Source organism: Adhaeribacter aerolatus, assembly GCF_007991635.1.
In the GTDB taxonomy this organism is placed as follows: Bacteria; Bacteroidota; Bacteroidia; order Cytophagales; family Hymenobacteraceae; genus Adhaeribacter; species Adhaeribacter aerolatus.
Genome location: NZ_BJYS01000017.1, coordinates 137750 through 150938, shown reverse-complemented (window position 1 = coordinate 150938; position 13189 = coordinate 137750). Strand labels below are relative to the sequence as shown.

Here is a 13189-nt window from a genome sequence, read left to right as displayed (position 1 = left end):
TTTGTTATAGAATTGCCCTTTTGGGTAAAGGTAATACTTGATGATTTCTCTCCTCTTACGGAAATTTTATCGTTGAACCAGCATAAACTGTTAGAGTAAAATAATATTATGCTGCTGGCATTTTTCTACTAAATCGTCGGGCCAGAGGCTCGATTGCACTTCGCCGATATGGGCTTTTCTTAAAAAATACATACACAACCGCGATTGGCCAATGCCCCCGCCAATGGTTTGAGGCAATTGGTCGTTAAGGAGCATTTGGTGCCATTGCAGGTTGGCCCGCTCTTCGCAACCAGCCAGGCTTAATTGCCGCAGCAAGGCTTCCTTGTTTACCCTGATTCCCATCGAAGAAAGTTCAAACGACCGGTTGAGTAAAGGATTCCACACCACAATATCGCCGTTCAGGCCCTGGTAACCTGGTTCCGATTCGGTGGTCCAATCGTCGTAATCAGGCGCCCGGCCATCGTGCTTTTGACCGTTAGATAATTTACCGCCAATGCCTATTATAAAAACAGCCCCGAATTCTTTAGCTGCGCGGTCTTCGCGTTCTTTGGAAGTTAAATCAGGATATTGTTGAAATAAATCTTCGGTATGAATAAAAGTAATATTTTCGGGGAGCTGGGGGTCCAGTTCCGGGTATTCTTCCGATAGTAAATATTCCGTCCGCTTCATTACCCCGTATAAGCGCTCTACAACTTTTTTCAGAAAATCCAGGTTACGTTCCTCCGGGTGCATTACTCTTTCCCAATCCCACTGGTCCACGTACAGCGAATGAATATTATCCAGATCTTCATCCGGCCGGATAGCGTTCATATCGGTATATAATCCAAAACCCGGTTTAATCTGGAGTTTGGCCAGCATCAGGCGTTTCCATTTAGCCAGCGAGTGCACAATTTCGGCGTGGGTTTCCTGCATGTATTTTATCGGAAAACTGACTGGTCTTTCAATTCCGTTCAGGTCGTCGTTAATGCCGGTTCCTTTTAATACAAATAAGGGAGCGGTAACCCGCCGCAGGCGTAACTCGGCCGATAATTGCCGTTCAAAAAAATCTTTGGTCAGTTTAATAGCTTTCTCGGTCCGGGCAAGATTAAGAAGCGGTGTATACTGCTTCGGAATGTAAAGGTTTTGGCTCATGCAATAATGAAGTAAATTCTAAATCTGTTCAGAAAGAAAAGGCAATATAAAAAATAAGTATTACCCTTTTATGTCGGGCCGTAAAAATTAGGATTTCCCGGGCGGATGAATTCTCCAAAAGTTCTGTTAAATGGAACTACCCAACAAAACAGACAGGATTTTTAAATATTAAAACCTTTGATATAGAATATTTTAGGAGAGTTTTTGGCGTGGATAAGGGCGCGAAACCGCGCAGTAAAAGTTTTTGGTTTAGTATTTGCTAAATAATTTTACAAACGGGAACGTTTTCTCCCTGATTATAACGAAAGCTATCACCATGAAAAAAACTATTTTACTAGCCCTGTTTGTATTTACCACCGGGGTGGTGGCGCAGGCGCAAGTTGCTCTGGGTTTAAAAGCCGGGGCAAGCTCATCGCAGGTTGATATTAAAAATTTAAAAAGCTCGGTATCGGAATTTAAAGCCGCCGACGATATTACGGGTTACCATGCGGGCGCTTTTCTGCGCATAAAAGCGGCCGGGTTTATGCTGCAGCCCGAAGCCTATTTTACTTCTACGGGCGGTAAAGTTAAAGTAACCGATACCGACAATGGCACCACTGTGCAAACCGAAAAATTTACTTTTAACCGCCTGGATGTCCCTTTATTGGTAGGCTTTAATTTCTTTAATGTAGCCCGCGTGCAGGCCGGACCGGTGGCCTCAATGCTGGTGAGTGGTAAATTCCAGGACCAGAAATTAGAAGACTACCTGAATAAATCGGACTGGGGCTGGCAGGCCGGCGTAGGGTTTGATTTTGGCAATTTTACTGCCGACCTCCGTTACGAAAATGTAAAGCGCGACTACACCAATAATACCCAGAATACCAGCTTCAATATTGATAACCAGCAGTTTATTTTAAGTCTTGGTTTTAAATTGCTAGGCAAATAATATTTTATATACCAATCTAAAAAGCCCCGGTTGCTACCAATAGGCCGGGGCTTTTTTATTGATGGCTTCTGAAGCTTACCGTTACAGCTGTTGATTAAGGATTCATTCTTTTAAATATTTCCTGTAGTTCTTGCCGCGAGGCCTGCCGCGAAAATTCGGAAGTACCGTAACCTATTTCTTCTTCGCCTTTGCCCAGGCGCTCCATCACAGCATCGGCAAAATCGGCTAAAGGTGCGCCAAACGTATGCAAGCCGGGCCCGCCTAAATCGGTGTTTACGGCCGGCGGTACAACTTCAATTACCTTCACCGATGTTTGCTTTAGCTGGTAACGCAACGATAAAGTAAACGAATGTAAAGCCGCTTTGGTAGCACTGTAGACGGCCGCTTTCGCCATGGGCACAAAAGCCAGTCCGGAGGTTACGTTAATTAAATAGGCTTCGGATTTTTGTTTTAAATGCGGAATAAAAAGGAGCGCCAGGTGAACAGGAGCTTCCAGGTTAATGGCCATTTCGGACTGGTGGCTGCTCCAGGGTTCTTCGTTCTGGGTAAAAGATACCCGCCGCTGAATACCCGCATTGTTCACCAGCACATTTACTTGCGGAAAATTCTCGGTTACCCACCCGTACAAATCTATCCGGTCTTTTTCCTGGCCAACATCGCAGACGCGGGTGTGTACCTGCGGATATTGTTTTTTTACTTCTTCGAGCTTATCGGCTCGTCGGCCACATATAATTACTTCGCTGCCGGCTTTTAGAAAACGTTCGGCAAAAGCCCAGCCAATGCCGGAAGCGCCGCCGGTAATTAAAACAGTATTTTGAGCTAAGTTCATGTCAGGTATATTTTAATTAAATTAGCCTTTTACGTATTTGCCCGTAATACATCCAGCTAGTATTTATTTTAAGTTTAGCTGTTACCCGGTTAAATATTTGTGCGTTTGTTATAAACCAGCTTATTACCTTAAATGCCAAGCCGCCGCTACCTGTCTGCACTTTTATCTCTTTTAAGTCTGTTGGCTTTAAGCTTTTTAAGTATTTATCTGCTGCGGCCACCCCAGGCATTGCCGCCCGATGCGCCCGTAACCGAATTTGCGGCCGGCAGAGCAATGCGACACGTAAAGGTTATTGCTCAGAAACCCCACGCAATGGGTACGACTGCGCACCAGCAAGTGCAAAAGTATATAATAGCAGAATTGCAGAAACTCGGTATCCAGACTCAGGTACAGGCAACGGTGGTAAGCAACCAGGCGTTGCGGCGCTCGGCCATGGCTTATGTACAAAATATAGTTGGGGTATTAAAAGGCAGCAATAACGGCAAAGCAATACTGGTAATGGCCCATTACGATTCGCAGCCCCATACCCCGGGAGCCGGCGACGATGGGGCCGGCGTGGCTGCCCTGCTGGAAACGGCCCGGGCCTTGCGGGCCGGGCCGCCGCTCCAAAACGATGTAATTTTCTTATTCACCGATGGCGAAGAATTTGGTTTGTTTGGCGCCAGAGCCTTTTTACAACATCCCTTAGTAAAAAATATTGGTCTGGTAATGAATCTGGAAGGACGCGGCAACAACGGACCCAGTTTAACTTTTGAGATTAGTCCGGAAAATGGCTGGGTGATTGAGCAGTTTGCGCAGGAGGCGCCTTACCCATTTGCCAATTCATTAATGTACGAAATATACCGGCACCTACCCAACGATACGGATTTTTCGGTGTTCCGCCAGGCCGGCTACAGTGGTTTTAATTCGGCATTTATTGATGGCTATGTGCATTATCATAAGCTAACCGATACGCCGGAAAATCTCAACCAAAACAGTTTGCAGCACCACGGCAGTAATACGCTGGCCCTGATTCGCCACTTGGGTAATATTTCGTTAAAAAATACCAAGACGCCCGATAAGGTTTTTTTTAATCCCGTTGGGAGCTGGTTGGTGCATTACCCGGCCAGCCACACAATTGTGTGGGTGGTGGTTAGCGGAATTTCTTTGATTATATTTTTTATAATTGGTCTAAAAAGAAAAGCCTTAACCATTTGGCAACTACTGAAAGGCTTTGTTTTTTACCTGCTGATTTTTGCCAGCGTAGCCGGGATAATATTGTTATTGAACCTGGGAGTTGTAAAATTGATGCCTTACCACCGTTTTATTAATGGGGTTTATCAGGCCGATTTATTTTTCCTGGCCTATGTATCCGTAGCACTCGGCTTGTTTCTGTTGCTGGGCCGGTTGGCATTTCGGTTTACTTCGTTGTGGGGATTGGCCGGGGGAGTGTTTTTAGTTTTATACACCTTGGTTTTAGGCATTTATTTAACCGTACCTGCCGCCGTATTTATTTTACTCTTTCCGCTGTTGTTTTGCTGTCTGGGGGCAACTGCCGCTTTACTATTCATTAGTCCCAATATTTTTAGCTGGCGGTTTATGGTAGTAGTGTGTTTGGGATTTCTGCCGGCAATATTTTTATTGGTACCGCTGGCCAAACTTACGGCGGTAGCTTTTGCTCTTCAGTTGGCGGTAGCGCCTATTCTGGTGTTACTTTTTTTCTGGGGTTTAGGCATTCCTTTAATCTACCAGATAGATACAAACCTGCGCTGGCGAGCGGCACCTCTTTTTGCCATTGGCCTGTTGTTGGGGGGCGGGCTTTTAACGGCCGCTGCTATTTACCTCGAAAAGCCTTCGTCTACGCAGCCGCTCCATTCGGATGTAAGTTACTACCTCGATTCGGATCAGGGCCAGGCTTACTGGGCCTCGGGGTATCCAAAGCCCGATGAATGGAACAAGCAGTTCTTTGCCACATCCGAAGTAGGTTTGCTATACCCGTTTTATCCGGCCCCGGCTACCAGGCTGTTAAAAAATAGGGCAGAAGCTATGCCTTTACCCGCCCCCATAGCCGAAGTTTTGACCGATACAATTTATAAAGGCCAGCGGAGACTAAAACTACGGCTCCGATCTGGCCGACAGGCCGGGCAACTGCAACTAGATATAATTAACCAAACGGAAGAAGCCTTACAGGACGCAAGCCTAAACGGCGTAAAAATTCCGAACCCCAAAAAAAACTTAAAAGAAGGCGTTTTGCTGTCCACGCTGCTACTGGGTTTGCCCGAAGAAGGCGTTGTATTACAGCTCACCATGCTCCAAACAGAAGGCGTCTGGTTGCTGCTCTACGACCGTTCGATTGGCTTACCGCAGGCGCTGGTTAAGATAAAACGGCCGGCCCATGTAATTCCGGAACAAGGCATTAACAGCAATATTACCGTTGTAAAAAAAGCTTACTTGTACTAAATAACCTCCGGTAGATGTTTCGAAAGCAGAAATTTAATGCCGTAAGTTTTCCCGGAAATATCATTCAATCGTGTATAATAAAAAACCTTTCAGATGCCGCTGTTTTTCCGGCATCTAAAAGGTTGTTAGCTTTCCCGACCAAAGTTGGGGTGTAATATTTATCCCGAAATAAATTCTAGCGGTACTGACACAGGTAAGCGGTTGGTGCGGCGACTTCTACTTTAAAAGAAGCATTAGCCGGTACCTCAAATTTACTCCCGGCGGCAAAAGTTTCCCAGTTTTCCGTACCGGGTAGTAATACCTTTAGTTCTCCTTCCAGCACTGCCATTATTTCGTGCATCGAAGTACCAAATTCATAAGTTCCAGGAGCAATTACACCCACTGTTGATTTGCCTTCGGTGGTGGTGTAACCTAAAGATTTTACCTGGCCGCCAAAATACTCGTTTACGTTTATCATTTTTGTTTTATAGTTTTCTGCAAATTAAGCCGGTTCCGGTAATATTTTTTATAACCTGCACGCCTATTTTAATATATCCGGCACCAGCTTTTATTTCTTTTTGCCTTTCTTTTTCTTTGCATTTTCAAAAGTATCCACCTCGCGCAGCAAGGCTTTTAAATCATAGCTTTGGTCTTGCGAAAAGTCCAGGGTTTCGTGGTAATCAGTTTTGGTAATTTCCATTACTTTAATGGGCTTATCCAAAAAGCTTTCTATTTCGGACAGAATAGGCTTTTCCTCGGTGCTGCAAAAAGAAATGGCATGACCTTTTTGGGTGCCGCGGCCGGTCCGGCCCACTCGGTGCACGTAATTTTCGGCTTGCTCGGGCAAATCGTAATTCACCACAAAGTCTACGTTAGCAATGTCGATGCCGCGGGCACTTACATCCGTAGCTACCAATACTTTTACCTCGCCGGTTTTAAATTTCTGCATTACGGCCAATCGGTCTTGCTGGTCTTTATCGCCGTGGATGGTTTGGGTTTTAAGGCCGGCCCGTTCCATGGCTTTCATTACCCGTTCGGCGCGGACTTTGGTGCGCACAAAAACCAATATTTTACTTTCGGGGTTTTCTTTAACCATGCGCTCCAGAAAAAAACGTTTATCATCCATCTCCACAAAAGCAACGGCATGGTCGATGTTTTTGGCCACGGGGTCTTTGGGCGAAACCTGAATCCGGATGGCATTATTCACCAGGGAATAAGCCAGTTTTTTGATTTTTTCGTTAATCGTGGCCGAGAAAAACAACGTCTGCCGGTTGCGGGGGAGGTGTTTCATTACGTCCTGAATATCTTTGATAAAGCCCAGATCCAGCATGTGGTCGGCCTCATCCAGAATTAATATTTCTACCCGGTGCAGCTTTAAATAACCCTGGCTTACCAAATCAAACATGCGGCCGGGCGTTGCTACCAGAATATCGAAACCGGTTTCTAAGCGGGCAATCTGCGGGGCCTGCTCTACGCCGCCAAATACGCTGAAAGTTTTTACGCGGGTATTTTTTCCTAATTGCTCAAATACTTCCGTAATCTGGATGGCTAATTCGCGGGTAGGCACCATAACCAGGCATTTAATACCATCCGCACGGCGGGCAATTTTTTTTCTTTCGTGTAAAATATCCAACACCGGAATGGCAAAGGCCGCCGTTTTGCCGGTGCCGGTCTGCGCAATAGCCAACACATCTTCGCCTTTCAAAATGGGCGGTATAGATTTATATTGGATATCAGTAGGGCGTTTAAAACCTGCTTCGTGCAGGCTTCTGATTATTTCGGGCGATATATTGTATTCTTCAAACTTCATAAAAAATATTTTGAGCACTTTGAGCTGTCAAGCCATTCCGATAATGGTTCAGGCAAATATTACCGAAAGCTTTATTACCGAAGTATTTTCCGGCTGTGATGGTTTCTGCATTTTCTAACAGGCTGCTTAAGAATGTTTTAAATCCGGCATATTTACCTACTGTTTAACGCAAGCCCGGGCTTTAGGTAAGGAAATTATTTTATACCTCCTAATAAATAAGGCCGTAAAGGTAGCTTATAAATTTTTGCCTGCTGCATTTAAACAGCTAGCTTAAAACAAACCTGCTTTTTTATTTCTAACGGGAGCGAAATATTGCAGGTATCGAACCGACCTTAATTTTCGTATAAAAATTGCCCCAGCAATATTCAGTTGGTAAATAGCATCATATTGGTTCTTTGACCGGATCTATTTTCAAAAATATTGCTTTATATGGCGCCGAATAACTAATATTGCCGCTTGTTTATAAACCGGCGGAAAGAGCCAAAAACAAACTTTAAAATTATTTTCTTAACTATGAAAAAAGTAACCATTCTGTTAGCCGCCTGTAATTTGTTTTTTATGGTTGGCTGTGGTAGTTCCGAGAAAAAGCCCGGCGAAGAGTATTACGATCCGGATTATAAACCCAAAACAAACCAATCTGCTGCCGGAACAACGGATAACAACACTACTGCGCAGACCAGTGCCGCTACCAGTAATACCACCCCTGCTGCCGGCGAGGAAGATACCGCTGCAGGGCCGGTGGTAACCGAACCGCAGGCTTCCGGTACCAAAGTAGAGGGAGCGCCGCCTAGCAAAGACGAAGTGGTAGTAGCTGTTCAGCCGAAAGATAAATTGCCAGCTGCACCGGTAAAAAGCTTTGAAAAAGGCAAAACCCTTATCTCCAAGTCCGACTGCCTGGCCTGTCATAAAGACGATGCAAAATTGGTGGGTCCTTCTTATATTGATGTGGCTAATAAATATGAGAACACGCCCAAGAATATTGATTTTCTGGTTAATAAAATCATTAAGGGCGGCGCCGGTTCCTGGGGCCAAATTCCAATGAGTCCGCACCCAAATCTTTCTGCCACGGATGCGCGCGAAATGGTAAACTATATTTTATCGCTGAAAAAATAAGCTGCTGCTTTGGAAGCTGACTGCATTAGGCAGTTTTTTAAAATAGCTGATAACAACAAAAAGGGCCACTTACGAGTGGCCCTTTTTGTTGCTTAATAGGGTTTATCATCCCGCAAACGGTTTATGTTTCTTCGGATTTGCTGTACTAACCACGGATTTCGCTCTCTTCTTCCCAAATAACTCAGAATAGTAACCAGCGATTCGCGCTCCTGTTTTTTCAGGGAGCCGATATCCATTGCTTCAACTTTGCATAAATAATCTATTACCATAAATTAAACCATCTGAGTTAAATTCAATACCGTTCTATTATAAACGGTACAAAAATTAAAAAGCTTGCTTCAGCCGCTGAAATCAGTTTTAATCCGATAAAAATACGTATTTGGTACAGCAAAACAGCGTGTTAATTCCAGCGGAAATTGATTCCTTTATAAGTTTAATACGGGCCAGGTAGATTTTATTTATTAATTAATTATTAAATAAAATTTGCCTTTGTTGCATGTTTTCATCAGCAAGTAGCCGACATTGGCTTTAAAATTAACGAGGAAGAAACTGTCATCAGCATTAATTCAAGCTTAAAATAAATAAAGCCACTTCTTCCTGATAGGCAATAAAAAATTAAGCCTATGCACCGAAACTTGGAATGACCATTTAAACCTGCGAAAGGTAGCTACTAAGTTTTACAGGTTAATTCAGTTCTTATTAAAAGAATGCAAAAATAAATATATTGATATTCAGGCATTGCAGAACGGAAGCAGACTTTAATAAATAAATTGGTTTGATATTTGAGTATAGGTTTAAATTAATATTTCTATCCAGAACAACAAACTTAAATATGATGAAAACCAACTTTTATGCCCCCCTTGTAATTGCTTTATCTTTATTGCTGTTAGTTGCTGGTTGCCGTCCTACGCAGGTGGTGCGCGTTTACCAACCGGCCGGCAAACAATTACCACCCGGTCAGGCAAAAAAAATCTACGGACATCAATCGGCTAAGGCATTTGCCCCGGGACAACAGAAAAAACGGGCCACCATGGTTTACCCGACACCGGGAAATGGCAAGTATAGCAATGGAGGTAAAAAGAAAGGTAAAAAGAAGTAAATGATTGGAAAATTCATATTCCTGGTCTTCTGCTAATTTAAATTATTTATCCGCTTTTTTACCACAGCATAAATTCTGAGAGAAATAAATTATAACCATTTAAATAAATGAATCAACCTAAAAATATTTAAGTCCGCATCTGCATTATTTTGATTTTAGGATTGTTAAATACCAATTGGTATCCGCTGCTTGCCCGCACTCACCGGAAAATAAAAGGCATGTTTAGACAAACATGTATTAATTTTGTCTTTAACTATTTAAGTATTTTATTTTTTCTATTTTAAACCATCCAATGAATTTCAATTTTAAAAAAGGAAGTAATATTCCTACTCAGATTAGGGTATTATTGCTGGGCGCAGCTACTGTTGTTTCAGTAGAAGCTACAGCCCAGCAAGGTGCCAAAACTACTTTCATCGATAAAGTTAACATGGACCTGGGGGTAAAACCGGGTGATGATTTTTACAGCTATGCCAGTGGTACCTGGCTAAAAAACAACCCGGTGCCCGCCAAAGAAACCCGCTGGGGTAGCTTTAATGTGCTGCGTGATTTTAATATAAACGCCGTTAAAACCATTCTTACCGAAACCGCTCAGCTAAAGAATGCGGCTCCGGGTTCTCTGGAAAAAAGAGTAGGCGATTTTTATGCGGCCGGCATGGACAGCGTAACCATTGATAAACTGGGTTACTCGCCGATTAAAGCGGATTTGCAAAAGGCAGCATCTGTTAAGAACGTAAAAGAGGTGCTGGACCAGGCCGCTACCATGCGAACATCGGGCATTGCCGCACCTTTATTTGGGTTTTATGTTGGTCAGGACCGGAAAAATCCGAACAATATGGTGCCCCAGTTAAGCCAGGGCGGAACCACTTTACCCGACCGCGACTATTATTTAAAAAACGACGCCCGCAGCACCAAAATACAGCAGGCTTACAAAAATTATATTACCCAGCTTTTTACTTTAACCGGTGTGTCGCAAGCGGCGGCCCAGAAAAATGCCGAAACCATTTTTAACCTCGAAAAGAAAATGGCAGAGGCCCAGATGAGCCGGGTAGAAATGCGCGATCCGTACAAGACCTACAACAAATTTGCGATAGCCGATTTTACTAAAACCACACCTACCCTGGATTGGAAAGGCTTGCTGACCAAAATGAAAGTAACCGGTCAGGATACGGTTTTGGTAAATTCGTCTAAATTTTTCACCGATTTGAATTCGTTGTTAACCAGCACCCCGGTAGCCGACTGGAAAACTTATTTACAATGGAATGTGCTGAAATCGGCTGCTCCGCACTTAAGTACCCCCTTTGTAAACGCGAACTTTGCTTACACGCAGGCTTTAACCGGCCAGAAAATACAAACCCCGCGCTGGCAACGCATGTCGTCGCAAACCGATGGCACCATTGGCGAATTATTGGGCCAGTTGTATGTAAAGAAGCATTTTAAACCCGAGGCGAAAGCCCGCATGGAAGAGCTTATCAGTAACCTGGTAAAAGCTTACGAAATCCGGATTAAGAACCTGGACTGGATGAGCCCGGTTACAAAAGAAAAAGCCCTGGCCAAATTACACGCCTTTACCCCCAAAATTGCTTACCCGAACAAATGGAAAAATTACGAAGGCTTAGAAATTAAGCGAAATACTTATTTTCAGAATGTTCGGAATGCCGGAGTTTGGGCTTATAACGATATGGTTAGCCAGTTAGGCAAACCAGTAGACCGGACTAAATGGGGCATGACCGCGCCTACCGTAAATGCGTATTACAATCCGGTTATGAACGAGATTGTTTTCCCGGCCGGTATTTTACAGTTTCCGTTCTTCGACCCGAATGCAGATGATGCGGTCAACTACGGTGGCATTGGCGCGGTAATCGGCCACGAAATTTCGCACGGTTTCGACGACTCAGGCAGCCAGTACGACAAAGATGGTACGTTGCGCAACTGGTGGACGCCGGAGGACTTAACCCGTTTTAAGGAAAAAGCAACAGCGCTGCAAAAGCAGTTTGATGCCTACACCGTACTGGATACCATTCATGTAAACGGTAAATTAACCTTGGGCGAAAACATTGGCGATTTAGGTGGCTTAAATGCCGCTTACGAAGCCTTTAAAATGACTAAGCAAGGAAAATCGAACGAAAAAATAGAAGGTTTTACCCCGGATCAGCGGTTCTTTCTGGCGTGGGCGCAGGTATGGCGGGGTAATATTTTACCCGAAAGTGCAGCGCAGCAAATTATTACCGATCCGCATTCGCCGGGCGAATACCGCACCATTGGCGCGCCGGTAAATATGGATGCCTGGTACCAGGCTTTTGATGTGAAGCCCGGCGATAAATTGTATAAGAAACCAGCCGATCGGATTAAAATCTGGTAACATACCAAAGTTTTCCTGTATTACGCAAAAAGCCGCTTAGCCAAAAATTAAGCGGCTTTTTTGTGCTTGAACCATTAGCTTTCTGCAGTAAAATCAGCTGCGTTCCAGGGAGGCCGTAAACTTTAATATTTTTCTAAATTTTATTTTATACCAGTTAGTATGAATGACCTTCCATAGCTGAAAGTATAAATCATTTCCTCCACACCCGTCATTCCGGAGGAATCTTCTGCATAGAAAGCATAACAGGCAAATACCAGACTTGGTTTATTACCTGTTTACCCAATTTATGCAGAAGATTCTTAACAGAATGACAAGTAAGAAAAGCAGGTTGTTATGCTGTTATGAAAAAGTATATTTACTATTTAGTATTATCTGGTTTCTAAAATATTGTCAATATTCCGGCGGCCAAATTTCTGCAACTGGCGTAAAAAGCACTGTTTAAAACTATTGTTATGGCCGAAGCAGCAGAAAATAACCAACGATCTTCCCGAAAAAACTTACCTGTACCCAAAGGTAAATTGTTATCCATTGGCGGTAAAGAAGACAAAGGAGAACAGAAAACGGAGGTGCAGGCGGATATGAAACATTTTATCGACCTGGAAATACTGGGCCGGTTTGTAAAAGAACTGCCGGGCCGGGAACCAATGGTAGCGTTGGTGCCAACGGCCTCTACGGAGCCCGTTGCGGCGGTGCAGGATTACCGTAAAGTTTTTGAGAAGCTAAAACTGAAAAATATAGAAGTAGTAGATATCCGGAACCGTTTAGATACCAGGAAGCCGGAATATGCTAAAATAATAGAACAGGCCGCCGGCATTATGTTTACGGGCGGCGATCAGCTGCGGCTAACTGCCATTCTGGGTGGTACTCCTATTTTACACTTAATGAAAGAGCGCTACACCTTCGATCCTATTATCGTGGGTGGTACCAGTGCCGGAGCTGCCGCCATGTCTACGCCCATGATCTACGAAGGCGAAACCCAGGGGGGCATGATTAAAGGAGATGTACGGATTACTACTGGTTTAGAATTTTTGAAAGATGTAGCCATCGATACCCATTTTATTTCCCGGGGCCGCATCATCCGGATGTCGCAGGCCATAGCCACAAATCCTAGTTGCATTGGAATTGGACTGGAGGAAGATACTGCTATTTTGGTTTCCGAAGGCCGCAACCTGGAAATTTTAGGAAATGGGCTGGTAACAGTGCTCGACGGCATGGAAAGCACCGATACGAATATCTATAAAATTGGTAACGGCGAGCCATTTACCATCCGGAATTTAAAAATACATTTATTAGGCCGCGGCGAAAAGTTCGTGCTGCCCTTATTCGACCAACTGCATATTTAATACCTTTTGCTAAGTCTAAAAGGCTTTTACCATCCTGCCAAACGAAATGAGGTTTTTTTATTTCATCTAAGAAGTAAATTGGAAGTGCTGCTGCCTGGTAGAGCCGCATTATATTTCTTGGTCGGTTTAAGTGCCTTTAAAAGAAAACCCAATTGGTAGAAT

Annotated in this window: 11 protein-coding genes; 6 read left to right on the top strand and 5 right to left on the bottom strand. The window is 43.9% G+C overall.

The features are described 5' to 3' along the window. Positions 1 to 90: 90 nt before the first annotated feature. Positions 91 to 1131, bottom strand: a complete 1041-nt coding sequence (gene asnA / locus AAE02nite_RS12545) for an aspartate--ammonia ligase (protein WP_146898078.1) — start codon at positions 1129 to 1131, stop codon at positions 91 to 93. A 316-nt stretch (positions 1132 to 1447) separates the two neighbouring features. On the opposite strand from asnA, the gene AAE02nite_RS12540 reads away from it, so the two are divergent. Then, on the top strand, positions 1448 to 2056 hold the full coding sequence (locus AAE02nite_RS12540) for a porin family protein (RefSeq protein ID WP_146898077.1): 609 nt from the start codon (positions 1448 to 1450) through the stop codon (positions 2054 to 2056). A 94-nt stretch (positions 2057 to 2150) separates the two neighbouring features. On the opposite strand, the gene AAE02nite_RS12535 is transcribed toward AAE02nite_RS12540, so the two are convergent. Then, positions 2151 to 2885: an SDR family oxidoreductase gene (locus AAE02nite_RS12535; RefSeq protein WP_146898076.1), complete on the bottom strand. Its 735-nt coding sequence runs from the start codon at positions 2883 to 2885 to the stop codon at positions 2151 to 2153. 132 nt (positions 2886 to 3017) lie between these two features. On the opposite strand from AAE02nite_RS12535, the gene AAE02nite_RS12530 reads away from it, so the two are divergent. Continuing rightward, the gene (locus AAE02nite_RS12530) at positions 3018 to 5324 is read left to right on the top strand and encodes a M20/M25/M40 family metallo-hydrolase (protein WP_146898075.1); all 2307 of its coding nucleotides are present in this window, start codon (positions 3018 to 3020) and stop codon (positions 5322 to 5324) included. A gap of 175 nt (positions 5325 to 5499) precedes the next feature. On the opposite strand, the gene ppnP is transcribed toward AAE02nite_RS12530, so the two are convergent. Both ppnP and AAE02nite_RS12520 read right to left on the bottom strand, forming a co-directional pair. Next, on the bottom strand, positions 5500 to 5781 hold the full coding sequence (ppnP, locus tag AAE02nite_RS12525; protein ID WP_146898074.1) for a pyrimidine/purine nucleoside phosphorylase: 282 nt from the start codon (positions 5779 to 5781) through the stop codon (positions 5500 to 5502). Between the two features lie 90 nt (positions 5782 to 5871). Next, a complete protein-coding gene (locus tag AAE02nite_RS12520; RefSeq protein ID WP_146898073.1) occupies positions 5872 to 7113 on the bottom strand; it encodes a DEAD/DEAH box helicase in 1242 nt (413 codons plus the stop codon). Positions 7114 to 7626: 513 nt separating this feature from the next. On the opposite strand from AAE02nite_RS12520, the gene AAE02nite_RS12515 reads away from it, so the two are divergent. Next, a complete protein-coding gene (locus tag AAE02nite_RS12515) occupies positions 7627 to 8226 on the top strand; it encodes a c-type cytochrome (RefSeq protein WP_146898072.1) in 600 nt (199 codons plus the stop codon). Positions 8227 to 8318: 92 nt separating this feature from the next. Here AAE02nite_RS12515 and AAE02nite_RS26295 read toward each other — a convergent pair whose 3' ends face one another. Beyond that, the gene (locus AAE02nite_RS26295) at positions 8319 to 8495 is read right to left on the bottom strand and encodes a hypothetical protein (RefSeq protein WP_170252593.1); all 177 of its coding nucleotides are present in this window, start codon (positions 8493 to 8495) and stop codon (positions 8319 to 8321) included. A gap of 563 nt (positions 8496 to 9058) precedes the next feature. On the opposite strand from AAE02nite_RS26295, the gene AAE02nite_RS26550 reads away from it, so the two are divergent. The 3 genes from AAE02nite_RS26550 (at position 9059) to AAE02nite_RS12500 (ending at position 13027) form a co-directional block, all read left to right on the top strand. Beyond that, on the top strand, positions 9059 to 9325 hold the full coding sequence (locus tag AAE02nite_RS26550) for a hypothetical protein (protein ID WP_218033490.1): 267 nt from the start codon (positions 9059 to 9061) through the stop codon (positions 9323 to 9325). Between the two features lie 427 nt (positions 9326 to 9752). Continuing rightward, complete coding sequence (locus AAE02nite_RS12505; protein ID WP_246151014.1) at positions 9753 to 11684, top strand: M13 family metallopeptidase; 1932 nt, start codon at positions 9753 to 9755, stop codon at positions 11682 to 11684. 452 nt (positions 11685 to 12136) lie between these two features. Beyond that, on the top strand, positions 12137 to 13027 hold the full coding sequence (locus AAE02nite_RS12500; protein WP_146898070.1) for a cyanophycinase: 891 nt from the start codon (positions 12137 to 12139) through the stop codon (positions 13025 to 13027). Positions 13028 to 13189: the final 162 nt, after the last annotated feature.

Coding starts and splice junctions, on each gene's coding strand:
- asnA (WP_146898078.1), bottom strand. CDS start 1,131: ATGAGCCAAAACCTTTACATTCCGAAGCAGTATACACCGCTTCTTAAT.
- AAE02nite_RS12540 (WP_146898077.1), top strand. CDS start 1,448: ATGAAAAAAACTATTTTACTAGCCCTGTTTGTATTTACCACCGGGGTG.
- AAE02nite_RS12535 (WP_146898076.1), bottom strand. CDS start 2,885: ATGAACTTAGCTCAAAATACTGTTTTAATTACCGGCGGCGCTTCCGGC.
- AAE02nite_RS12530 (WP_146898075.1), top strand. CDS start 3,018: ATGCCAAGCCGCCGCTACCTGTCTGCACTTTTATCTCTTTTAAGTCTG.
- ppnP (WP_146898074.1), bottom strand. CDS start 5,781: ATGATAAACGTAAACGAGTATTTTGGCGGCCAGGTAAAATCTTTAGGT.
- AAE02nite_RS12520 (WP_146898073.1), bottom strand. CDS start 7,113: ATGAAGTTTGAAGAATACAATATATCGCCCGAAATAATCAGAAGCCTG.
- AAE02nite_RS12515 (WP_146898072.1), top strand. CDS start 7,627: ATGAAAAAAGTAACCATTCTGTTAGCCGCCTGTAATTTGTTTTTTATG.
- AAE02nite_RS26295 (WP_170252593.1), bottom strand. CDS start 8,495: ATGGTAATAGATTATTTATGCAAAGTTGAAGCAATGGATATCGGCTCC.
- AAE02nite_RS26550 (WP_218033490.1), top strand. CDS start 9,059: ATGATGAAAACCAACTTTTATGCCCCCCTTGTAATTGCTTTATCTTTA.
- AAE02nite_RS12505 (WP_246151014.1), top strand. CDS start 9,753: ATGGACCTGGGGGTAAAACCGGGTGATGATTTTTACAGCTATGCCAGT.
- AAE02nite_RS12500 (WP_146898070.1), top strand. CDS start 12,137: ATGGCCGAAGCAGCAGAAAATAACCAACGATCTTCCCGAAAAAACTTA.